Raw genomic sequence first — 23,130 nt, forward strand, 5'->3', positions numbered from 1 at the left:
AAACTACTTTGCCAACGCCGGATACGCTTCAATAAAAACGTGAAACGCTCTAGCCCGCGCGGCGCTGTGCTGACTTGCTCTGCTGGATATCTGCATCATCGCCTTCTGCAACTTCGGTGGAAGGTGGCGGCAACTGCATCAGGACGGTCTGTCCGGGCGAGGCGATCTCGATACCTTCTTCCTGGAAGCGGATTTTCATGCGGCGATTGAATTCGCGCTGCACGGCCCAGCGACCGGAATCGGTGCACCTGATCTGACCAACGATCGTCGCCATCGAACCATCGACCTTATCGACGCCCCACAATTCCAGATTGCTGCGGATCAGCGGCTTGAAAGCGGTTTCACTGCGCATTTCCTCGACAATATCCTTCAGCAACTGGCCGGCGCGGTCGGTATCCTCCTTATAGGCGACACTGACGCTCACAGCCGCGTTACCCGCACCGCGGCTGGCATTGGTGATCGTCGTCACCGCGCTGAACGGAATGATGTGAACCGACCCATCGCCGGCACGCAGCCGGATGGTACGGATCGAGACGTTCTCCACGACTCCCGACAGGCCCGACACCGTGACGTTATCTCCAACCTGCACGGTGCTTTCCAGCAGCAGGAACAAGCCGGTAATCACGTCCTGCACCAGCTTCTGCGAACCGAAGCCAATGGCAATGCCGAGGATGCCGGCACCTGCGAGCAGCGGCGCGACATTGACACCGATCTCGCTCAGCGCGGTGAGCGCAACCACCGCAATGATTACGCCAAGCAATGTCGTGCGCAGCATCGGCTGAAACGTGCGCAGACGTGCTGCGCGGGCGAAATGAGCATCGCGCGTCAGTGCCGCAAGCTGACGCTCCATCAGCGCATTGCTACCTTCCCACACAACCGCGGCGACAATGGCAGCGATGCCGACGGTGACGACAGCCGAGACGACCCGACTCCCGATCTGGCCGCCATAGAACCAGACAATTGCATTGACGCCCCACACTTCCAGCAGGGCAACCAGGCCGATCACCGCGATGATCGTTGCGACGACCTTGCGCAACAGTGGCAGATAACGATTGGCACGCGTTTCAAGACCCGGAAAGCGCTGAAGGATTTCCGGCTTGATGCGGAAACCGCGATCAATGAGACTCAGTGCAATCATCGAGGCGAGCCGGGCCACCAGCGCGACGATGACCGTGCCGACGATGTATCGCAGCAGCAATGAATAACCGTTCTGGATATTGAGCGCCCAGATGGTCCAAGCCGCCATCACGACGGCGATGGCCAGCACATGCCAGAGACTGGCGACGCGATTGCGCATCGCGCTCAGGAAGCCCGTAGCACCGATCGGCGCGCGGAGTGCATCGGCAACGGGCTTCCGGCATTGCAGGACGATGACGACGACAAACAGATGCACGACCAGCATCACGAGCTTGATCAGCGCAAAATGCGCCGAGCGATAGAGGCCCATCATCAGGGCGACATTGGCGATCGCTATGCCGGTGGCGCCGACGCCGACGATGCGACGCGTCCAGATTTCGAGATAGGCTGCGGTCTCCTCCTTCACCCTGAACAGCGCAAGCGGCCCGAACAGCGCGCGCATCGCGCAGATGACGGCGCGCGCCACCACATAGCTGTTTACGATGGCAAGGATCGCGAGGCGCGTGATCCCGGCATCGCCGATCTGGGTGCCGAGTAGCAACGATACCGTGCCGGTGAAGACGAAAATCGGAATCAATTCGAGGAGCAAACGGCCGACGACGTAAGGAAGCCGCAGCAACGACTGCCAGGCCCGGGTCAGGCTGCGCCGCCGCTTGTTGAGATCGGGCGCCTCGGTGAAATCGGCCGTGGAAGACGGTGGATCAACGCGTTCAATCACCGCCGCCGGCGCGCGCGCGACAAAGGGAATGCGCGCTTCGAGCGCCGCCTGCGGCCGCCGCAGTAGCCAGACCATGAGCCATTCCGCCGCCAGCGCACCGCCGAATACGACAACAAGTTTCCAGGCGATGTCGAACAGAAGATGATAGGTGGCGGGGTCGTTGGCGCTGCGCTGCAGCCAGTACCATAGCGCCGGAAAGCGCGTGACCGACTGCACGGCTGTCGAGACCTCGCGCGTGATATCGCCGAGCTGATCGGAAATCGTCACGAGCAATTGCGCGCCGAGGCTGTCGGCGTCGAGCGGAATGGCGGGCTTCTTTTCGGGCGGCGCAGGCGTCGCAGTGGCAATCGCGCGCAGCGTGTCGATCATCTCCTTGCGCTTGGCATCGTCCTGCAGCGTATCGAGGGCGGCCTTGGCCTGATCCGGAGACAGTGCCGATGCTGCGGGCGCCGGCGCCGCATCGGCCTTCTGCGCCAGCGCAGGACCGGTCGTCCCGGGCACCAACGGCGCGGTCATCAACAGGCATAGCAATGCAAAGAGCGGAAATGACTTCGGCGCCAAAAGGTGTCCCTTCCCGTGGCTGGAAAACGCCCTTTTCGCCTATTTCATGTGTCGGAAGTTTGATTCCCCGGCGACCATGTCTTGATATTTTGTCGCAGCGCAGCAGGAATGCGTCAAAGCAGGGCGATGGTCCCGCGAGAAGCCCGATTTTCAGGGAATGTTAGATATCGCGGCCTTCGACCTTCTCGGTCAGGGTCTTGACCAGCTCCGGCACCTTTTCGAGATGCGGATTGACCGCAAGCGCCTTTCGGAACGCATCAAGCGCACGCTTGTCGTCCCCCAGCTCCTGCATGATCATGCCGAGCCCCGCCAGAGCACCGAAATGCCGGGGTTCGCGCACCAGCACCTGCTCGATATCCTGCAGCGAGCGGGTATAATCGTTCTGCAGATAATACAGCGTGGCCCGTCGGTTCCAGCCTTCGACGTAATCGGGGCGCAGCTTCACCACGGCACTCAGCAGTTCCAGCGACAAATCGACCTGCTTGGCGTCCAGCGCCGTCTTGGCGCGTGTCATCAGCAGCGCCGTCGTATCGCTCGAGGTTTGCGACCACAGGGCCCAGATCCGGCCTTCGACGTGTTTGGCGCTGGCTTCGTCCGGCGCCGCTTTCAGCGCTCCGAACAGGAAATCCAGGCCGCGCGTCTTGTCGGCATTGACCTTCGGCAGTTTGGCGGGCGGCTCGGGGATCTTCTTCGGCGCATCCGGGGTCACGACCTGCGGATCTTTGACCTGCGCGAAAACAGGAGCAGCGCCCAGAAGCGCACTCAGCAGAATTCCAAAACCTGCGGCCGGGATTCTCAATGCCATGCTGCAAGTCTAAACACGAAAAAACGCGCTGCAAAGCAGCAGCGCGTCAAACACCTGTGATGTCGGACAAAAGCCCGAGCGTCTCGGCTGGCCGAAACGGCCGGCCGGACAACGATCAACCCTGGCGGGCCTTGAAACGGCGCTGGGTCTTGTTGATCACGTAGACGCGGCCCTTGCGGCGGACCAGGCGGTTATCGCGGTGACGAGCACGCAGCGATTTCAACGAGTTACGGACTTTCATCGGTCAATCCTGATAGCTTGCGATACTGACGTCAAAGACCGCGCGCGGCAGGCCGAAATCAGCGAAAATGGGCTTGAACCCGCTGGCGACCAAGCCGCCCGGGACCCGCGGTTTCTAAGCCATCGGGCGCCGGACTGTCAATCCGATCCAGGCCCCCTGACGGGTACTGGATCGATATTTGCAGGTATTTTGGAGGCTTGAGGTGCCGGCGCAACCGCCGGACCTCAAACCAGTGCACGTCACTCCTGCGGAACATTGGCGGTTTTCACCACCGCGCCCCACTTTTTGATCTCCGAATCGACGAATCCGGCGAATTCGGCGCCGGTCAATTTGCCCGGCTCGACACCCTGGGTCGCGAATTTTTCACGAGTCGCCGGGGCCGCCAGGATCTCCTTCATGGCGGCGACCAGCTTCGTATAGGCCGGATTGCCATTGGCCTGCGGCATATACATGCCGAACCAGGCAGTGGCCTCGAAACCCTTTACGCCTGCCTCGTCGAGGGTCGGGGCATTGGGCAGCGACGTCGCGCGTTGCGCGCTGGTGACGGCCAGCACGCGGATGGTGCCACCCTCCGCAGCGGGCAGAACCGTGGGCAGCGTGTCGAACATGATCGGGATATGGCCGCCGATCAGATCGTTCATCGCAGGCGCCGCGCCCTTGTACGGAATGTGCTCGATATTGATCCCGGCCATCTGCTTGAACAGCTCGCCGGACAGATGATTGGCGCCGCCAATTCCCGAAGAGCCGAACGACAATTTGCCCGGCTGCGCCTTCGCCATCTCGATCAGTTCACCGACGGTCCTGGCCGGAAAATCCTTGGTCACCACCAGCGCATTCGGCGCCGTTGCCACCACGGCGATCGGCGAGAAGTCCTTCTGCGTATCGTAAGGCAGGCTCTTGCGGAGGCTCGGATTAATCACATGATGCGTGGCCGTGACCAGCAACACGCTGCCATCCGCGGGCGATTTCGCCACAACTTCCGAACCGATCGTACCGGACGCACCCGGCCGGTTCTCGACGATCGTGGAGACGCCGAGTTTCTCACCGAGATATTGCGCAACGAACCGCGCCAGGATGTCCGTCGTGCCCCCGGCCGGAAACGGCACGATGATCTTGATCTGGTTGACCGGAAAATTCTGGTCGGCGGCGTGGCTGGTCGTCGCGGTGACCAGCATGAACACCGAACAAACTGCAGTCAGTAAAAGCTTCATCGCCGTTCCCTGCCCTTGTTTTGCTTTTTGCATTTTTTGTAACATCAGATCGTCTCAGGGCTGTCGCAGCAGCTTGGCGCTCTCGACCAGCGATCGCTCTGAAACATAGAACTCTCGCGCCCATTGCTCGTACTCGCCTGGCGCGCGCGTCCACGCCGTTTGTCGCAGTGTCTCGAGCAATTTGCGGTACTCGTCGCTGTCGGCCGCCGCCTTGAACGCCCGATACAACTTGCCGACAATCTCAGGCGGCATGTTCTTCGGTCCTACGAGTCCATAAGGAGCGGGATAGACAAGGTCGTAGCCGAGACTCTTTGCAGTCGGCACGCCCGCCAGCCAGTCGACCGGTTGCGGATCGAACGACAGCAGCATGCGCATCTTCCCGGGCTCCGTGTAAGGAAGAATCGTACCCACCGCATCGACGGTTGCCATGGCGTGGCCGCCCAGCACGGCCGTACCGGCCTCGCTGCTACTGCGATATCCGACATGTGTGATCTCGACACCCGCCATGGCGGCAAGAGCCTCAGCAAGAAGATGCATCGTGGTGCCGGCCCCGGCGGTCGCGATCGTCAGCCCACCGGGATTTGCCTTCGCATAGGCGACGAGATCCCCAACCGTCTTGAATGGTGAGTCGGCATTGACCGCGAGTACGAACGTGTAACCACCGAGACCAGCAATCCAGGTAAAGTCCCTGATCGGATTCCAATCGACTTTCTGCATGTAAGGGTAACGCAACAATCCTGCGGTAGCTGCCGCAATCGTATAGCCATCGGGACTGTCGGTCTTCGCCATCGTCGAGGGCGCAAGCGTCGCGCCTGCCCCCGGCTTGTTCTCGATGATGATGGGCTGGCCGAGTTGCTTGCTCGCAAGCTCGCCAAGCTTGCGGAACGTGATGTCGGTCGCCCCGCCGGGACCAAAGCCGACCAGCAACCGGATAGGCCGCACCGGATATGCTTCCTGAGCGCTGGCAACACCGACGACAGAGCAAGCCAAGCCAACTGCCATCAAGCCACAACGCAACGTCGTTCCAAGCCATCCCATATCGAATCTTCCCATGTTCTCGAGTTTCTTCTGATCCGGATTTTCCATCCGTTGATGATCATGATGGCGTGGCGTGCACGCTCCATGATTTGCGGTCATTCAACGCATTGACGTCGAAACCGGCAAGTTGCTTGTAGCGACGCTCGATATCCTGCAGCTCGGTCGCGGCATCGCCATGGGCGCCACGTCGCGCCATCGCGCTCACGCGCGCCATGACATCACCAGCCTGCCGTCGATTGGCCAGCTGGACTTCGGTGGCCACGGGACGGCGCTCGCTCTCATAGGCCAGCAGCGCCTCGTCGATCGAAGGCGCCGTCGCGATCTGATAGGCGAATACCCGCGCATCGAGAATCGCCTGTGACGCGCCGTTCGAACCGAACGGATACATCGCATGGGCAGAGTCGCCGAGCAGAGCGCCACGCCCAAAAACCCAGCGCGGCAGCGGATCGATGTCGGCCATTGGGTATTCATAGGCATAAGCAGTTGACGCAATCAGTTCATACACATCGAGCCAGCTGAAACGATAGTCGCGCGCGAATGCCGCGACTGCGTCGGACGCTATCGGTACATTCCAATTCCCCAGTTCTGCATCCGATCGATTTTTGTCAGCCGGGCGCACCAGCAGCCAATTGATGAGGCCCGGAGCGATCGGATAGGCGACGACGCGCTGCTTTTCATCACCGACGATAACCATCGACTGACCGGTCAGAAACGGTCCGGCCTTGGCCGCTCCGCGATACATCACCCATCCGTTCGATGCGATAGCGGTGGGCGCGCCGTACAAACTGTCGCGCAGTGCCGAGCGGATACCATCTGCCGCCACCACCACATCGGCCGGATGAGATTCGGACCGCCCCGTCTCCACATCGACCGCCAGCATCGCGACACCGCCATCATGACCCGAATGGACGTCGATGCCGGTTGCACGCCGTCCGACCCGAATGGCCGAGGTGCCCAGCCGTTGGCGGACGGCATCGACAAGCAGCCGCTGCAACTGACCACGGTGAACCGAATATTGCGGCCATCGATATCCGGCATCAAGTCCGCGAGGTTCGGCCCAAATCAGCTGCCCGGCAGGGTCATAATAGGCGAGCTCTTTTGTCGGCACCCCGATGGCTGCCAGCGCGTCTCCGAGCCCCAATTCACTGAGTTCGCGAACGGCGTGCGGCGGCAGGTTGATGCCGACGCCAACGTCCCGAATTTCGCGTGCAGCTTCGAACACGACAACATCGTCGCGGCCGGCGGCATGCAGGCTAAGGGCGGCCGTCAGTCCACCGACCCCCGCTCCTGCAATTGAAATCGGCATTGCGCTGGCCTCCGACGCTCAGGTGGTTGCTTGAACGGGAAATTCGACCATGGCCTCGCCAATGGCGACCTTCTCGTCGTTCTGGTTCTTCACCAGCACATCGATCAGCACCCAACGCGATTTTTCGGTGGTTTGCTTGGCCTTGATGATGCCAACCGGCTGGATCGTGTCACCGGGTTTCACCGGTTTGACCCAGCGCGTTTCGAGGCGGCGATGAATGGCGCCGGCGGGATAGGCCCAGCCGGTCAGCATCCGGGTGATGAGCCCGAAATTATTCATGCCATGCATGATGATGCCGCCGAAATTGGTCTTGCCGAAGCTGTTCTTCATGTAGTCGTCGTCGAGATGCAGCGGATTGTAGTCGAGCGAGCCGTCGCAGAAGAGCCGGATCGATTCGCGCGAAACCGGGAACTTCGGACCGTCGATGGTGTCGCCGGTGGAGAGTTTTTCAAAGTTGGTCGTCATGATGAATCTCCTCGTCTCGCTCACATCGGGCGGATGGTCTGGCCGCGGCCAGAGCAGATGACGTCGCCGTGCTGATTGAAAAATACGTTATCGTGGACCACGAACAGCCGCTCGCGCTTGATGAACTTGTCGAGCGCGCGGGCCTGCAGCGTGATGGTGTCGCCCGGCCGTGCCGGCTTGTTGTAGCTCCAGGACTGGCCGGCATTGACGGTGCCGGGCGTGCGCATCCAGTCGTCAGTCGGCGTGCACGAGAACATCAGCAGGATGTGGATCGACGGCGGCGCGATCAGCCCTTTGTAGGGCGACGCCTTCGCGTAAGCCTCGTCAAAATACAACGGGTGGTCCTCGCCGACCGAGCGGCAGTAAAGCTGGATCGCCTCCTTGGTCAGGACATAGGGCAACGTCTTGCGCGGCTCGCCCGGGACGATCTCGTCCCAGACCTTGCGCAGGTTCGCGTCCTTCCAGAAATCGGTTTCAAAAACTTCCGCTTGCGCCATCGCGCCTTCTCCACTATCGTTCACCAGGCGAACTTTATGGCCGCCTTACGAACAATTATAGGCGTGGTTTTCCGGGGCTGACAAGTCCAAACCGGCAGGATGGTGCATGGCCAAAGACAGTGATGGTTTCGTTCGGGCGATCGCCCGTGGCTTTGCGGCCGTCGAGGCGCTGGGCCGCCCACCCGGTCGACATACGCTTTCGGAGGTGGCCGCCAGCGCGGGCCTGAGCCGCGCCACGGCGCGCCGCATGCTCGCGACATTGATCGTGATGAAATATTGCGAAGCCGACGGTCGCTATTTCAGCCTCCGCCCGCGGGCGCTGGGGCTTGGCCTGTCCTACCTCAATGCACTGCCTTACTGGGGCTATGCGCAACGCGCCTTGGAAGACCTGCGCAACGAAATCGGCGAATCCTGCTCGCTAGCCGTGCTCGATGAGACCGAAATCGTCTATGCATTGCGATTGCCGGCACAGCGCATTCTCTCGGCCAATCTCGCCGTCGGCAGCCGCCTGCCCGCCCATGTGGTGTCGCTCGGCCGCGTGTTGCTGGCGGCCCTACCGCCGGACCAGCGCGCGCATTATCTCGCCACCACCGACTTCAAGCAGATCACCCCACGCACTGTCACCGATCCTGTGCTGCTGGAACGCGAGCTCGAACGCGTCGAAGCTGAGGGCTATGGCTGGATCGATGGCGAACTGGATCCCGCGATCTGCGGCATCGCCGTCCCCGTCCGCGACCACGGCGGCCGGGTCGTCGCAGCGATCAGCATCAATGCCATCTCGGGCACCATGGACGAGGCGATGGCAAAGGAGAAATACCTGATCCCGCTCCGCCGCACCGCGCAGGATATCCGGACACAGTCGTTCTCTACCAGCTAGCCGGCAGCGTTCCGCGTCTTTCATTCAGCAGGCCGGTTTGCTAGAGCAACCGCCAACGATAATGATGAAAGTGCGGGAGACGCGGGACATGAAATTGCTCAATCCGGACGACTTGGTCGCCATCGACATCCATACGCATGCGGAAGAACCCTGCGGCTGCCACGCCGACGACGGCTATGACGATTTCCAGGCTCGAATGGCCGAGTATTTCAAGTCGCCGCACAAGCATCCGCCGACGGTGCAGGAAACCGCCGCCTATTACCGCGACAAGAAGATTGCCGCGGTGATCTTCCCCGTCGACGCCGAGCGCGAGACCGGCTTCCGCCGCTACAACAATTACGAAATGCTGGAGATCGCCAAAGAGAACGCCGACGTCCTGATCCCGTTCGCATCGATCGATCCGCACAAGGGCAAGCTCGGCGTGCGCGAGGCGCGCAAGCTGATCTCCGAATACGGTGTAAAGGGCTTCAAGTTCCACCCGACCATGCAGGGCTTTTACGCCAATGACCGCATGGCCTATCCGCTCTATGAAGCGATACAGGAAGGCGGCGCCATTGCGCTGTTCCATACCGGACAAACAGGTGTGGGCTCGGGCATGCCGGGCGGCATGGGAATGCGGCTGAAATATTCCAACCCGATGTATATGGACGACGTTGCGGTCGATTTTCCCGACATGAAGATCATTCTCGCGCATCCCTCCTTCCCCTGGCAGGAAGAAGCGCTGTCGGTCGCGACCCACAAGCCCAACGTGTATATCGACCTGTCCGGCTGGTCGCCGAAATACTTCCCGCCGATCCTGGTGCGCTACATCAATTCGATCCTGCAGGATAAGATGCTGTTCGGCTCCGACTGGCCGGTGATCATGCCGGATCGCTGGATGGCCGACTTCGCCAAGCTCGACATTCGCGACGAGGTGCGTCCGAAGGTCCTCAAGAACAACGCACGGAAACTCCTGGGTATATGAAAAACAACGATCTGCCGCGTAAACTTGCGGATGCCCGGCAGATCGCTGCCATTGCCACCGGCTTCTCGCTGCCGTTCTCAACCAGCGGTCAAGCTATCGCGGTGTCGATCTTTGCAGTGCTCGCGCTGCTGACACTCGACCGCGATCATTTCATCGCCACATTGCGGAAGCCGGCAGCCTATCTGCCGGTCGCGCTGTTCGCACTGATTCTAGTCGGCGTGCTCTGGTCGATGCAGCCGCTCGGCGGCGCGATCAGATGGGTTGGTCCCTACGCGAAGCTGCTGCTGATCCCATTGGTGATGGCAACGGCATTTACGCGAAAGCAAGCGCTACAAATCGCCTGTGGCTTTCTTGCCGCCTGTATATGTCTTCTCGCCTTGTCATGGGCCGCGTTCCTGTGGCCCACGGGACCGTGGGGCTGGTTCAAGGCACCCGGCGTGCCTTTCAAGGACAACGCGGTTCAATCCGGCTGCTTCGCACTTTGTGCCTTCGCTCTGGCGATAGGCGCGGTGCGCGTCTGGGTGCAGGACACGCGCCGCGCCATTGCGATGATCGTGCTCGCGCTTCTGTTCTTTGCCGACATTTTCCTGATCTATGTATCGAAGACCGGCGCAATCATGGCCGCCGCATTGCTCGGTCTATTCATCATCCATGCCGGCGGCTGGCGGCGCTCTGCTATGGTCGCGGTCGCAGCCATGATCGTGATCGGCATCGCGCTGCTGACCTCGCCGCAAGCCCAGCGCCGGATCGCAGAGATCAATTCGGACATCAACGCCAATAGCGGTGAGACCGCCGGCGGCGAAACAGTCTCAACAGCATCGCGGCTGGATTTCTGGAGCAAGGCGGTCGGGTTCGTAAAGGCCTCGCCTATCGTCGGTCACGGCACCGGCAGCATCAAGCCGCTGTATCAGACGATGGAGGCAACCAAGCCGTCGCCCTATGGCCAAGCCACGCCCGATCCGCACAATCAAACGCTGCATACCGTGCTGCAGGTTGGCCTGATTGGCGGGCTTCTGCTGTGGGCCATGTGGATTGCGCATGCCCGGCTTTTTCTCGCGCGCGATTATGTCAGCGTCGTCGGGCAGGCCGTCGTGCTGCAGAACATGATCGGCGGACTTTTCAACAGTCACATCTCGGCGGTGACACAAGGGATGCTGTACTGTCTGGCAGTGGGATTGCTGGGCGCGCTGGTGCGCAACGCACATTCGGAATGACCGGCCGGAAGCCGCCGATTACTTCAGCTTCAGCCACCGCTTCAAATAACGCCGCCTGAACTTCTGCACGGCAAACTGTATGCGTAGCTGCAATTGCGCATGCCCTTTGCGATCGAGTGAGCTTTTGAACACGCCATTGAGCGAGCCTTGCTCCGCCAGCGGTGGTTCTGGCCACAGGAACGGGATGCCCATGGCAGGATCGCCGGTGTTAAAGGCGAGATCGATAGGCTCGTGCATCGGATGCCGCGCGATCCAGTCAAGTCGTGCCGAGGCCTCGGGCGCGCCCAGCACATAGGCTTCCATATTGCGGACGCGATTGCCCTCATAAACGATCTGGCCGGGCCGTAACTGGGATGCCGGGGTGTAGAAGTTCGTCGCGGCGCCAAGATGCAGAATGCGCGGCCGCGGCCACTTTTCGGCTTCGTCGAGCACGCGCTTCAACTGGTCGCAGAAATCCGGCACCAGCAATGCGTCATCCTCGAAGATCAGCGCTAGATCCTGACCGCGCTCGCGGATGCGCTGCATGGCGACGATGTGCTTCAAGGAGCAGGATTTCTGCCGCAGCGTGAGATCGGCGCCTTCGGCGAAATAGGCGCGATCGACATCGGATGTGATCTCGTCGGCGTCGAAATCCAGCACCCACTCGAACTTGATACCTGCACGGTCGAGCTCGCGCTGGATATGCTCCGTGCGCTCGGGCAACGACTTGGCATGGATCACATAGGCCGGCAGCATCGAGGGGTAGGCTCCAGAACATCGCCCGGCACGATCAGCCAGACAAGAGCCCGTATAAGGTCAAAACCGGCGTGAGGGAATGGCGCGGCAGCGCCCGCCCCAGTTCCCCAATGCACGGATGTGACTTCCCTTTGCCCGCGACATGTGAGAGGGCGTGGCGGTATGTCACTGAGACCGCATCATGAGCCTTGAGTCCGTCCGCGCCTTTCTCACCGCCAACGCCCCCGAATTATCCATAACCGTCACCGACAAAAGCTCGGCCACAGTCCTTCTCGCCGCCGAGGCATTGGGCGTCGAACCTGACCAGATCGCCAAGACGCTGTCGGTACGGGTCGGCGACCGGGTGGTGCTGGTGGTGACCAAGGGTACAGCGCGGCTCGACAACAAGAAGGCACGCGATGCGCTTGGCGGCAAGCCGCGCATGCTGGGAGCCGATGAGGTCGTTGCCCTCACCGGCCATCCGGTGGGCGGCGTCTGCCCGTTCGGCCTGGCAACGCCATTACAAGTCTACTGCGACGTGTCGCTGAAGGAATTCGCCGAGGTGTGGCCGGCGGCGGGCTCGGTCAACAGTTCGGTGCGGATGTCCCCTGCACGGATGGCCGAACTGACCGGGGCCAGCTGGGTCGATGTTTGCCAGGAACCAGCGGCAGTGCAGGGGCAAGCACCCGCGATGGGTTGATGCAGCGAGAATAATTCACTGCCATTTATTGCTGGCAGAGAACAAGCCAACCGCCGTCTCGTAGCCGAGCAGTGCGGCTATTGCTATTTTTGTCGGGGGATCGACTTCCCCCGCGCAAGGCACGATTTTCCGGATCTCGTCCCTGGGGACGATTGGCTGCACAGCAACATGCGCGGCCCAACCGGACAAGGACCATGCGCTTCAAAGCCCCATCTCATCGACCGCAGTCGTCGAAGACCTGGAAGCAGGTCGTGGCATCGATCGTGGCCGCAGCTGCAGCCGGACTGCAGTCCGCTGGCGCCTAAGCCGCTGCAGACGTCCGTCGGCGCGCAAACGCCGCTGCCCCAAGTTCCCGTTATCAAAATCTTGAGGGTATATAGCTAGGGTTGGGTCCGGCCGTGTGTAAATCGGCGGGAGGACCTCGAGATGCGGCTCTTGCCGATCACCGACGCCGACAGAAGCTGGGCTTCCCTGAAGTCCCAGTGGCGGAAGGCTGCCGAGGCCGCCGAAGAGGATTTTTCAGCCTACACTCAAGGCATGTTCGCCGCTTTGGAACCGGTGATGCAGGGCGGCAAGGGTGGGTTGTATGGCCTGTATGAGGGCACCGTCCCGCAGGCTTTCTGTCAGGTCAGCAAACTGCTGATGCCAAAATTCGAAGGCCCCGTGCTGCGTTGCCGCTTCATGACCGTATCGCCGGCCTACGACCTCGGACATGCTGGTCTTGATAAATACGGACAACTGTTGATCGAACTGTTTTCCGGCATGGTCTGGCTGTCGCGCAACGCCCTCTCCGCCAGCCATGTGCAGTTTCAGCTACGCAGCCCCGCAGATGCACAGTTCCTCGCGCCATTGCAGGCCGCTGTCCCTGACTCCCCGTTCCAGCGCTTTGCCATCAACGGCGCCTGGGTCGAATGCGACCTCAAGCTCCCCGAACTCGAGACAATGTAGGAGCGTGCAGCGCAATGCCGCGTGCCGCAAGCTTGCGCAGCGACATCGGCGATGGTAGCCCGGTTGTACGATGACCGGACAAGCCAAACGACGCGCCGCACGCAAGACGACCAACGGTGCAGCAGGCACGCCCTTGCTGCGACCGCTCAATCCTGTACGCCGCCGGACCGAGGAAGTGGTCGAGCGCATCGCCGCCCAGATCACCGAAGGCCGCTTGCCCGCAGGCGCCCGCCTGCCGACCGAGCAGGCCATGATGGCGGCCATGGGCGTCAGCCGCACGGTCGTTCGCGAGGCGATTGCGGCACTCCGCGCCCGGGGCCTTGTAACCACGAGGCAGGGCGCCGGCGCCTTCGTCAATAGCGAGCCCGATCAGCAGCCTTATGCCATCGACCCCGACGGTCTGGGCTCACTCGGCAGCGTGATTGAAATTCTCGAGCTGCGCACGGCCGTCGAGATGGAGGCCGCGGCCATAGCCAGCGAGCGCGCCACCGCCGCCCAGATCCGAGCCATTGCCAAGGCCGCGGCTACCTTCAGCCGCGCCATCGCCAATGGCGACCGTGCGGTAAAGGAAGATTTCGACTTCCACTTCGCCATTGCCCTCGCGACGCAGAATGCGCGCTTTGTCGGTTTTCTGGAATTCCTCGGCGGTCTCATTATCCCACGCCAGAGTATCCGCACCTTCGAGGGCAAGGCTGAATTGCAAAAGCGCTATCTCGAGAGCATCGAGAAGGAGCATCAGGTCATCGTCAATGCGATCAGCGCCCGTTCGCCGCGCAAGGCCCGCGATGCGATGCGCCGGCACTTGCTGAACGGTAAGGAACGCTACAAGCAGTTGTCAGTAGAGCCCGTTCAGTAGGCACTCACCTGAAGCCGAACGCATGCGGCAGTGCCATCGAGAACCACGGCACGTAGGTCACAAGCATCAAGACGGCGAACATCACCCAGTAGAACGGCCAGATCCCGCGCATCACCTCGTCCACCGAGACCTTGCCGATGGCGCAGCCCACGAACAGCGTGGTGCCAACAGGCGGCGTCAGCAGACCGATGCCGAGATTGAGCAGCATGACGATGCCGAAATGGACGGGGTCGATGCCGAAATTCTTCACCACCGGCAGCAGGATCGGCGTGCAGATCAGCAGCAGCGGCGCAAGATCGAGCGCAGTGCCGAGGATCAGCAGCATGATGTTGAGCCACATCAGCAGCACGTATTTATTCGACGAGATGGCGACGAAGAACTCGGTCATATGCGCCGGCATCTGCATCATCGCGGCGACATAGCCGAAGCATGACGCTGTCGCGACCAGTGTCAGCACCATCGCCACCGTCTGTAGCGTCCGGTAGGTCAGCATCGGCAGCTCGGACCACTTGTAGTCGCGATAGATGAACATCGTGACGAAGAAGGCCCAGACGCACGCCACAGCGCCAGCCTCGATCGGCGTGAAGATACCGGTGAGAATGCCGCCGAGCACGATCACCAGCGTGACGATACCCCAGGTGGCATCGCCCAGCATCTTCAGCGCCTGCTTCATCGGCACCGGCTCACCTTTGGGGTGACCGTCACGATAGGCAACGTAGAGACACAACAGCATGATCGCGAAGCCAAGGAGGAGCCCGGGCACGATGCCCGCCAAGAACAGGCTGGTAATCGAGACCACACCGCCGGTCGCCAGCGAATAGATCACCGCATTGTGGCTCGGCGGTACCAGGATCGCCTGGACCGAGGCCGAGATGGTCACATTGGTGGCGAACACCCGTGGATAGCCCTTTGCCGCCATCTGCGGGATCATTACCGAGCCAATCGCCGACGTGTCAGCGACCGACGAGCCGGAGATCCCGGACATGATGGTGGTGGCCAGAATGTTGACTTGCGACAGGCCGCCGCGAATCCGCGTGAAGCCGACCACCACGGCCGCGAAATCCACCAGTCGCCGCGCCATACCGCCTTCTGCCATGATGGCGCCGGCCAGCACGAAGAACGGCACGGTCAGCATCGACACCTTGCCGACACCGCTGGAGAGTTGCTGCATCACGGCCGCAACGGGCAGATCGATCCACAGTGCGCCGACCAATGCGGCCAGCGCCAACGCGAAAGCGATGGGCATGCCGACGGCGAAGAAGAGACACATGCTGAGAAGAAGAACCGCGATGTCCATGTGGGATTTCTTTGTTCTGGCTGGAGCTGATCGGCGAAGCTAGTCGAGAGGTACGTGCGCGTCGCTGCCATCATGCGGCGGCGGGCCGATGGTCAGGCGTTCGACCACAAAGAGAAACATCATCGCGCCGGAAACAGGGATCGGCATGTAGGTGATCCCGACAGACAGCCAGGGAAATTCATCCACTGAATTGCCCCAGGTGGCCATCACCAGCTTCATGCCCCAGATCATCATGAACAGCGCCATTGCGGCCATCAGCAATTCGCTGATGAAGGCGGCCGCGACCTGGGCTCGCGGCGGCAGCAAATTGGTGCCCACCGTCATGTTCATGTGGATGCGCTGGCGATAGCAATTGGCAGCGCCAATAAACGTCACCGCGATGGTCAACAACACCGCCAGCGGCTCCGGCCATGACGCTGCGCTATTCAGAATGTAACGCGTGTATACGGCCCACGGGATGATCGCAGAGATTAACACGAGCGCCAGACACGAGAACACGGCACCACCCCAGTATAGCGCGTTCATGGTGCGGCGGAACGCATAAGCCGCACCATGGCTGGCGGCTTCGTCAGGTAGATGAGATGCGATCGGCAATTTGGAAATGACGTCGGACATGAAGACCTCAGGCGCTGCGACTGAACCGTGGATCTCTCAGTCGTCGTCGCCGCTTTCGCAGGGGGCGACGACTGAGAATTTTCGCTACGCTACCGCAGCGATGCGCTTGGTCATCTCGGCGTATTTCGCACCGTATTTCTCCCACACCGGTTTCACGGCATCGCGGAACGGCTGCTTGTCGATGGACGTGACAATGTCGGTGCCGACTTCCTTCATCTTGTCGAGCGCCGCTTTCTCTGCCTCATACCAGAGCGCGCGCTGCTCGAGCTGGGCTTCGCGGCCGAATTTCTTCAGCAGCGCTTGGTCGTCCGGCGTGAGCTTCGCCCATGATGCCTTCGAGAACACCAGCAATTCCGGAATGATCAGATGCTCGGTCATCGAGAAATATTTGGCGACCTGGAAGTGGTTCTGCGCCACGAAGGATGGCAGGTTGTTCTCGGCCCCATCGACGACGCCGGTCTGCATGGCGCTGAACACCTGATCAAAGCCCATAGCGACGCCGTTGCCACCTAGCGCATTCATGGTGTCGATAAACAAGGGATTACCGATCATCCGGATCTTGAGACCCTTGAGATCGGCGAGGGTCTTGATCGGGCGCTTGCTGTTATAGATGTTGCGGGAGCCGGCATTCATCCACCCAAGCGCGACCAGACCGGTTTTTTCGTTGGCCGTGATCTTGTTCAGCAGTTCGGTGCCGATTTCGCCGTCGAGAACCGCTTCCATGTGCTTGGAATCGCGAAAAACGAACGGCATGTTGAAGACGTTGACATCATCGACCACAGGGCCGACGGCGCCAACAGAGATACGGGCGATCTGCAGAGCGCCGACCTGGGCCTGCTCGATGGCCTCTTTCTCGCCGCCAAGCTGCATGGACGGAAACATCTGTATGGTGAGCCGGCCGCTCGTGGCGCCATCCAGCTTCTTGCCCATGCGGACCACGGATTCGACCGTGGGATAGCCGAGCGGGTGGACGTCGGAAGCCTTCAGAACCATCTTGGTCTGCGCCTGCGCGGGCGTAAGCTGCCCGAGGCCGGTCACTCCGGCGGCAAGCGCGGCCAAGCCGCCTTTGATGACATCTCTTCTCTTCATGGACGAAATCCTCCCTGTGAATTTCCCGATGGCGCTTTGGCCGTTATTCTGGTTCGCCCCTTTGCGGGGTCGATTTTGTCGTCACAACTCTAGGAGCGCGCCGGCCTGCCGTCCATCGGTTTGCAATCGGCGGCACATCCGAAAAGTTGTACGATGACCCGACATCTAGCACCGACACCGGAGACCGGCAAGCACGTGCCAGAGCCCCGCGCAGAACTAAAGTTCTACGCATGTGCAGTGCGAAGAGAGCGGCAGATCGGCCGTCGAACGGGTATTTAGTCCCCGCTGATTGATTGGGCGGAATCGGTGTAAAAGGAGGCGTCTATCACCGTAGGAGCCATACGTGCCAACCGAACGCTTTCAATTTCCCGGCGCGACCGGCCATATGCTGGCGGCAGCGCTCGACCTCCCCGATGGCGGCGTGCATGCGTATGCTCTGTTCGCGCATTGCTTCACCTGCGGCAAGGACGTGCTGGCGGCGCGGCGCATTTCCGCCGCACTGACGCTCAAAGGCATCGCGGTACTGCGCTTCGACTTCACCGGCCTCGGCTCCAGCGAGGGCGATTTTGCCAACAGCACCTTCTCGTCGAATGTTGCCGATCTCGTGAGAGCCGCCGACCATCTGCGCGAGATCCGTCAGGCACCCGCCATACTGATCGGCCACAGCCTCGGCGGCGCCGCGATCCTCGCCGCGGCCGAACAGGTCCCGGAAGCGAAAGCCGTCGTCACCATCGCGGCGCCGTCCGATCCCGCCCATGTCACCGACATGTTCGCCGAACATGTGGACGCGATCCGCGAAAAGGGCGAGGTCGAGGTGAAGCTCGCCGGCCGCCCGTTCAACATCAAGCGTGAATTCCTCGACGATATCGCCGAGCACAATCTGATGGCCAAGGTCACCAGGCTACACAAGGCGTTGCTGATCATGCATGCGCCCACCGACGACACGGTGGGTATCGACAACGCCACGCATATTTTCGTCGCCGCCAAACATCCCAAGAGCTTCGTCTCGCTGGCCGGCGCCGACCATCTGCTGACGCAGAGGCACGACGCGATCTACGTCGCCGACGTCATCGCCGCCTGGGCGGGGCGCTATCTCGATCCTGTTGCCGTGACACCCGTGGCGAGCCTGCCGGAAGAGCCGCGCAAGGTGGTTGTCAGCGAGACCCGCGCCAATAAATTCCAGCAACTGGTCACGGTCGGCCCACATCGCCTGCTCGCTGACGAACCGTTGACCGTTGGCGGCGAGGATACCGGCCCCGGCCCCTATGATCTCCTGATCAGCGCACTCGGCGCGTGCACCGCGATGACCATGCGGCTTTATGCCGACCGCAAGGCACTCCCGATGGAGCACGTCACAGTGACGCTGAACCACAAGAAGATCTACGCGAAGGACTGCGAAGAGTGCGAGACCGAGGACGGCATGCTCGACCAGATCGAGCGCGTCATCGCGATCGACGGCGAGCTCGATGCCGAGCAGCGCGCAAAGCTCATGGAGATCGCTGACAAATGCCCGGTACACCGGACACTGACATCTGAGATCAGGATCGTGACGACCGCAGCAGAGTAGGCGTGTCGCTGACGCGCCTTTATCTGTTAGGGTCCGGATAGACCAGGCTGCGCCAGCCCGAGCGATCGAACGGCGCCCAGGCGCCTTCCTTCTGCGCGAGACGCTCCGCCACTGCATAGACGACTGCGGGGTGATGCCCCATCCCGCAATGGCTGCTCTCGACCTCGATGCTCTCGGACATCGCCGACGATTTCTCCATGCAGCCTTGCCAGGCGCAGACGCCATCGGTGCGACTAAAGATCGCCGTTGTGGGCACCGGCGGTGTATCGGCGAGCGAGCCGCCAAAACTGTCGTCGGTATCGTCGGCGCGTTTGCCGCTGGCGAATTCATAGACGCGCCAGGCATTGGTGGATTTCGGATGGCCAGCGAACGGACTGCCCAGCGTGATCACGGAGCGCACGCGCTCCGGCATCATCTTGGCGAGCTGGCGCGCATAGAGGCCGCCGAGGCTCCAGCCGATGACGCTCACCTTGCGGCCGTGGGTCTCATTCATCTCTTTCAGCAATGCGACCATGCTATCCTGCACGCCGTCGCGTAGTCCGAGATTGCGGCCCTGCTTCCAGCCACTCACGGCATAGCCCCGGCCCTTCAAGAACGTGCGCAGCGGGCCCGTCGAGACATCCGAAGCCACAAGACCCGGCAGTATCAGCACCGGATGGCCATCGCCCCGCGGCGCGAGATTCAACAGCGGCAACGCGCCGAGAAAGGCGCCGAATTCGTGGACCGCACGGCCTTCAAGAAACATCAGGGTTTTGGACGGGGGACGCTGCGCCTGGGCCGTAGCCGACATCTGATTTCCTCTCGCCGGCGCGTTGGCCGGTCATATCGATTGATTGAAAGCAGCCTCACATGGAGGGCATCACACAACGCACCGAAGCAAGCATCAGTTCACTGAAGTTAAGGCCGGGTTTGCGGTAGTTCAAGCGCACCCGGATACCCAATCGCAGCTACGCTTCCGCAATGCGGAACTGCGCGCCTCACAGCAGCCGCAACAGATACTCGATCGTGTAGAGCGCCAGACCGGCTAGCCCGCCGATCAGCGAACCGTTGAAGCGGATATATTGCAAATCCTTGCCGATATTCACTTCGATGACGCCGATCAGCTGACCCATGTCCCAAGCCTTCACCTGATCGGCGATGAAGCCGGACACGCCGCTCTTCTGATCGGCGATGAACGAGCGCAACACCACGACGATGCCCTGATTGATCTCGCCGCGCATCTCCGCATCGGCGCGAAGTGCCGCACCGGCCTCGATAAAGACATTGGCGAGATGATGCGCCAGTACATTGCTTTCGCCCGATGCACTGCGTTCGATGAAGCTGCGCGCATTGTTCCAGAGATTACGTCCAAGTTCGGCAAGCTCGGGGCGCGCCAGCAGATCGCGCTTCAACCCGTCGATGGGGCCGGTGAAGCCGGGCTCGGTCTCAAGCCGGTCAACGAAAGACAGCAGCATGCGATCGAATTCGCCGCGAAACGGATGTTCGGGATCCTTGCGCACATCGTCGAAGAAGGTGGTCGCCGAGGCGACGATCCGCTTCAGCAGGAACGCATCGGCGCGATAAAGCTTGAGCAGCGTCGGCAGCTCGTCGCGAATTTTGTTCTTGATGACGGCCAGCGTGTCCGGCTCGGTCAGCGCGCCATGCATGGCGCCGAGCAGATTGTCGAGCAGGCCTTGATGGCGACCATCGCGAATGAAGCCGCGCATGGTGCCGGCTGCGATGGGCGCAAGATCGACCGACTGCAGCTGCGTCATCACGCGGCGGATAATGAAGGTTTTGAGGCCCGACGTTTCCGTCGCCGACATCGCCTCGGGCAGCAGCCGCAGCAAGAAACGCGCGAGGTCCGCGCTACGCTTTTTATCGCTCAGCCAGTCTGCAACGAAACTCGCAAAATCCACCTCGCGTAATTTGGCCTCGACCGGCCCCGCTTCGAGGAAATGCACCTCGATGAATTCACCCAGCTTGTCGGCGATGCGATTCTGATTCGCCTGGATGATCGCGGTGTGCGGAATCGGCAGGCCCAGCGGCCGACGGAACAGCGCGACAACGGCGTACCAGTCCGCCAATCCGCCAATGGTCGCGGCTTCTGCAAAGGCCGCAACGAATCCGAACACCGGGTGAATCGGCAGCAGGATTTTTGCCGTTATGAACACCACCAGACAGCTCGCCAGCACCAGCGCCGCGATCGCCTTGATGCGGCGCAACTCTGCTGCGCGTGCGGCGTCGCCGGGACTGGCGAAAGACGAAAAACTGTTTGCATCCATGGGCTTCCTCAACTGGTCAGGATCGCCGGTTCCCGCTGTTAACATAATGTCGGACAATGTGAGTCACTGTCGTTAACCTTTCTTAAAGATGTCGCTCGCGGAACCGGCTCCGCGTGATAAATCTCGATTCGAACATGCGAGGCGCGCTTCGCTTTGATGCGTGCCGAAGACCGTTTTGGGAATTTCATGAGCGAATCATTGTCGTACCGCCCCGCCCGCGATCCGCTACCGGATCAGGAACAGAAACAGGCCGCGCTGAGCTATCTCAACGAAGCCTGGGCGGAAGCACGGCATGACGGCGTCGATGGCGATTGCCTCGCGCAGGCCAGCCTGTTCGCAGCCTTTGCCGAGCTCGTCGGCACCTATGGCGAAGACGCCGTGGCGAAATTCGTCGAGGGTCTTCCGGGCCGCGTGCGCAATGGCGAGTTCTCGCTGACACTGGCGCGGCAGTAAGAAGCACCCCCTTTGTAGGATGGGGAGAGCGCCTTCGCGAAACCCGTCAATTACAAACGCGGAAATGATGGGTTTCGCTGCGCTCTACCCATCCTACGCCTTGCAATGACTGCTACGCCTTCAGCGTTTCCAGGAATTTCACCGTCTCGCCCTGCGACGGCGTAACCAGCTCGCCCTGCCACATCACCCGGCGACCGCGCACGAAGGTGCCCACGGGCCAGCCGGTGACCTTCACACCGTCATAGGGCGTCCAGCCGGCCTTCGAGGCTACCCAGTCATTGGTGATGGTCTCGGTGCGCTTGAGATCCACGATGGTGAAGTCGGCGTCGTAGCCCGCCGCGATGCGGCCTTTCATGGCGATGTTGTAGAGCCGCGCGGGACCTGCACTCGACAGATCGACGAAACGCGCCAGCGACAGGCGGCCGGCATTGACGTGATCCAGCATGATCGGCACCAGCGTCTGCACGCCGGTCATTCCCGAAGGTGACGCCGGATAGACCTTCTTCTTTTCCTCGAGCGTGTGCGGCGCGTGGTCGGAGCCGAGCACGTCGATGATGCCCTGATGGATGCCGTTCCAGATGCCGTCACGATGGCTGGCGTCGCGCACCGGCGGATTCATCTGCGCCAGCGTACCCAGGCGCTCATAGCATTCCGGCGCCGCCATGGTCAGATGATGCGGCGTCGCCTCACAGGAAGCGACATCCTTGTGGTCGCGCAGGTATTCGATTTCTTCCTTGGTCGAGATGTGCAGCACATGGATACGCTTGCCGGCCTCGCGCGCCAGATTGACCAGACGCTGTGTCGCCATCAGCGCCGCAGTCTCATCGCGCCACACAGGGTGGGAGCGGGTGTCGCCTTCGATGCGCAGGTTCTTGCGTTCGTTGAGGCGGTATTCGTCCTCGGCATGAAACGCCGCGCGGCGCTTGATGACCTGGAAAATACGGCGGAGGCTGTCGTCGTCCTCAACCAGCAGTGCGCCGGTGCTTGATCCGATAAACACCTTCACGCCGGCGCAACCAGGTGCACGTTCGAGCTCCGGCAGGTCCTGCACGTTTTCGCGGGTACCGCCGATGAAGAATGCATAGTCGCAATGCATGCGATGATGGCCGCGCTTCACCTTGTCGGTGAAGGTGGCCTCGTCGATGGTCAGCGGATTGGTATTCGGCATTTCGAACACGCCGGTGACACCCCCCATCACGGCGCTGCGCGATCCGGTCTCCAGATCTTCCTTCTGCTCGAGACCCGGCTCGCGGAAATGCACCTGGGTGTCGATCACGCCGGGCAGGATATGCAGCCCCTTGCAATCGATCACCTCCTCCGCGGAGGCAGCGCCAAGCGATCCGATGGCGGCGATTCGGCCATTGCGAATGCCGATGTCACGCACGCCCTCGCCGTCCTGATTGACGACGGTGCCGTTCTTCAAAATGGTATCGAATGTCTGGGTCATCTGGTCTCGTCACAGCCTGTGGATGCCGCGCAGGATGAGCGCGGGCCTTGTTGTCGGCATCTTAGCGGCTTAACTTTGACTGTCATATCCGCCAGCCGCGATTCACCTCGTTTCCTGGCTCCTTTTTGGATTTTTTCGAGATTTTC

The 23,130-nt window shown here is 61.3% G+C and carries 23 protein-coding genes; 8 read left to right on the plus strand and 15 right to left on the minus strand.

Features of this window, described 5'->3' with window-relative positions; translation table 11 throughout:
• Positions 1–49: 49 nt before the first annotated feature.
• The 8 genes from ACEK02_RS01665 to ACEK02_RS01700 all read right to left on the minus strand — a co-directional run bounded on the left by ACEK02_RS01665 (position 50) and on the right by ACEK02_RS01700 (position 7,979).
• Entirely contained in the window at positions 50–2,371 is a 2,322-nt protein-coding gene (locus ACEK02_RS01665; protein ID WP_371420076.1) for a mechanosensitive ion channel domain-containing protein, read from the minus strand.
• Between the two features lie 205 nt (positions 2,372–2,576).
• Positions 2,577–3,221: a tetratricopeptide repeat protein gene (locus tag ACEK02_RS01670; protein ID WP_371420077.1), complete on the minus strand. Its 645-nt coding sequence runs from the start codon at positions 3,219–3,221 to the stop codon at positions 2,577–2,579.
• Positions 3,222–3,336: 115 nt separating this feature from the next.
• Positions 3,337–3,462 carry a type B 50S ribosomal protein L36 gene (gene ykgO, locus ACEK02_RS01675; RefSeq protein ID WP_011509735.1) on the minus strand — a complete coding sequence of 42 codons (126 nt, stop codon included), beginning with the start codon at positions 3,460–3,462 and terminating at the stop codon, positions 3,337–3,339.
• 239 nt (positions 3,463–3,701) lie between these two features.
• The gene (locus ACEK02_RS01680; RefSeq protein ID WP_371420078.1) at positions 3,702–4,673 is read right to left on the minus strand and encodes a tripartite tricarboxylate transporter substrate binding protein; all 972 of its coding nucleotides are present in this window, start codon (positions 4,671–4,673) and stop codon (positions 3,702–3,704) included.
• A 54-nt stretch (positions 4,674–4,727) separates the two neighbouring features.
• Positions 4,728–5,615 (minus strand): tripartite tricarboxylate transporter substrate binding protein, encoded by an 888-nt coding sequence (locus tag ACEK02_RS01685; protein ID WP_371420079.1) that lies wholly within the window; start codon positions 5,613–5,615, stop codon positions 4,728–4,730.
• Positions 5,616–5,769: 154 nt separating this feature from the next.
• The gene (locus ACEK02_RS01690; protein ID WP_371420080.1) at positions 5,770–7,017 is read right to left on the minus strand and encodes an FAD-dependent monooxygenase; all 1,248 of its coding nucleotides are present in this window, start codon (positions 7,015–7,017) and stop codon (positions 5,770–5,772) included.
• A gap of 18 nt (positions 7,018–7,035) precedes the next feature.
• Positions 7,036–7,482: a MaoC family dehydratase gene (locus tag ACEK02_RS01695; RefSeq protein WP_371420081.1), complete on the minus strand. Its 447-nt coding sequence runs from the start codon at positions 7,480–7,482 to the stop codon at positions 7,036–7,038.
• Between the two features lie 20 nt (positions 7,483–7,502).
• Positions 7,503–7,979: a MaoC family dehydratase gene (locus ACEK02_RS01700; RefSeq protein ID WP_371420082.1), complete on the minus strand. Its 477-nt coding sequence runs from the start codon at positions 7,977–7,979 to the stop codon at positions 7,503–7,505.
• 106 nt (positions 7,980–8,085) lie between these two features.
• Between ACEK02_RS01700 and ACEK02_RS01705 the strand changes: the two genes are divergently transcribed.
• The 3 genes from ACEK02_RS01705 (at position 8,086) to ACEK02_RS01715 (ending at position 11,034) form a co-directional block, all read left to right on the plus strand.
• A complete protein-coding gene (locus ACEK02_RS01705; RefSeq protein WP_371420083.1) occupies positions 8,086–8,856 on the plus strand; it encodes an IclR family transcriptional regulator C-terminal domain-containing protein in 771 nt (256 codons plus the stop codon).
• An 88-nt stretch (positions 8,857–8,944) separates the two neighbouring features.
• Positions 8,945–9,820, plus strand: a complete 876-nt coding sequence (locus ACEK02_RS01710) for an amidohydrolase family protein (protein WP_089265865.1) — start codon at positions 8,945–8,947, stop codon at positions 9,818–9,820.
• The gene (locus tag ACEK02_RS01715) at positions 9,817–11,034 is read left to right on the plus strand and encodes an O-antigen ligase family protein (RefSeq protein WP_371420084.1); all 1,218 of its coding nucleotides are present in this window, start codon (positions 9,817–9,819) and stop codon (positions 11,032–11,034) included. Before ACEK02_RS01710 ends, ACEK02_RS01715 begins: the two co-directional genes overlap by 4 nt.
• Positions 11,035–11,052: 18 nt before the next feature.
• Here ACEK02_RS01715 and ACEK02_RS01720 read toward each other — a convergent pair whose 3' ends face one another.
• Positions 11,053–11,769, minus strand: coding sequence for a glycosyltransferase family 25 protein (locus tag ACEK02_RS01720; RefSeq protein ID WP_371420085.1), 717 nt, complete (start codon positions 11,767–11,769; stop codon positions 11,053–11,055).
• Between the two features lie 181 nt (positions 11,770–11,950).
• Between ACEK02_RS01720 and ACEK02_RS01725 the strand changes: the two genes are divergently transcribed.
• From ACEK02_RS01725 to ACEK02_RS01735, 3 genes are all read left to right on the plus strand, one after another.
• Complete coding sequence (locus tag ACEK02_RS01725; RefSeq protein WP_371420086.1) at positions 11,951–12,448, plus strand: YbaK/EbsC family protein; 498 nt, start codon at positions 11,951–11,953, stop codon at positions 12,446–12,448.
• Positions 12,449–12,874: 426 nt separating this feature from the next.
• Positions 12,875–13,396: a hypothetical protein gene (locus ACEK02_RS01730; protein WP_371420087.1), complete on the plus strand. Its 522-nt coding sequence runs from the start codon at positions 12,875–12,877 to the stop codon at positions 13,394–13,396.
• Between the two features lie 70 nt (positions 13,397–13,466).
• A complete protein-coding gene (locus ACEK02_RS01735) occupies positions 13,467–14,252 on the plus strand; it encodes a FadR/GntR family transcriptional regulator (protein ID WP_371420088.1) in 786 nt (261 codons plus the stop codon).
• Positions 14,253–14,256: 4 nt separating this feature from the next.
• On the opposite strand, the gene ACEK02_RS01740 is transcribed toward ACEK02_RS01735, so the two are convergent.
• From ACEK02_RS01740 to ACEK02_RS01750, 3 genes are all read right to left on the minus strand, one after another.
• Positions 14,257–15,549 carry a TRAP transporter large permease gene (locus tag ACEK02_RS01740; RefSeq protein ID WP_371420089.1) on the minus strand — a complete coding sequence of 431 codons (1,293 nt, stop codon included), beginning with the start codon at positions 15,547–15,549 and terminating at the stop codon, positions 14,257–14,259.
• A gap of 39 nt (positions 15,550–15,588) precedes the next feature.
• Positions 15,589–16,164 (minus strand): TRAP transporter small permease, encoded by a 576-nt coding sequence (locus ACEK02_RS01745; RefSeq protein WP_371420090.1) that lies wholly within the window; start codon positions 16,162–16,164, stop codon positions 15,589–15,591.
• 84 nt (positions 16,165–16,248) lie between these two features.
• Complete coding sequence (locus tag ACEK02_RS01750; protein ID WP_371420091.1) at positions 16,249–17,253, minus strand: TRAP transporter substrate-binding protein; 1,005 nt, start codon at positions 17,251–17,253, stop codon at positions 16,249–16,251.
• Between the two features lie 343 nt (positions 17,254–17,596).
• Here ACEK02_RS01750 and ACEK02_RS01755 point away from each other — a divergent pair, with 343 nt between their 5' ends.
• Positions 17,597–18,820 carry an alpha/beta fold hydrolase gene (locus tag ACEK02_RS01755; protein WP_371420092.1) on the plus strand — a complete coding sequence of 408 codons (1,224 nt, stop codon included), beginning with the start codon at positions 17,597–17,599 and terminating at the stop codon, positions 18,818–18,820.
• Between the two features lie 19 nt (positions 18,821–18,839).
• Here ACEK02_RS01755 and ACEK02_RS01760 read toward each other — a convergent pair whose 3' ends face one another.
• Both ACEK02_RS01760 and ACEK02_RS01765 read right to left on the minus strand, forming a co-directional pair.
• Positions 18,840–19,610, minus strand: a complete 771-nt coding sequence (locus ACEK02_RS01760) for an esterase/lipase family protein (protein ID WP_371420093.1) — start codon at positions 19,608–19,610, stop codon at positions 18,840–18,842.
• 187 nt (positions 19,611–19,797) lie between these two features.
• Entirely contained in the window at positions 19,798–21,084 is a 1,287-nt protein-coding gene (locus tag ACEK02_RS01765) for a DUF445 domain-containing protein (RefSeq protein ID WP_371420094.1), read from the minus strand.
• Positions 21,085–21,270: 186 nt separating this feature from the next.
• Here ACEK02_RS01765 and ACEK02_RS01770 point away from each other — a divergent pair, with 186 nt between their 5' ends.
• Complete coding sequence (locus ACEK02_RS01770) at positions 21,271–21,537, plus strand: hypothetical protein (RefSeq protein WP_068730348.1); 267 nt, start codon at positions 21,271–21,273, stop codon at positions 21,535–21,537.
• A 112-nt stretch (positions 21,538–21,649) separates the two neighbouring features.
• Here the strand turns inward: ACEK02_RS01770 and ACEK02_RS01775 are convergent, their stop codons facing one another.
• On the minus strand, positions 21,650–22,984 hold the full coding sequence (locus tag ACEK02_RS01775; RefSeq protein ID WP_371420095.1) for a dihydroorotase: 1,335 nt from the start codon (positions 22,982–22,984) through the stop codon (positions 21,650–21,652).
• Positions 22,985–23,130: the final 146 nt, after the last annotated feature.

Origin of the sequence: Tardiphaga sp. (genome assembly GCF_041424195.1) — a bacterium.
Classification (GTDB): domain Bacteria; phylum Pseudomonadota; class Alphaproteobacteria; order Rhizobiales; family Xanthobacteraceae; genus Tardiphaga.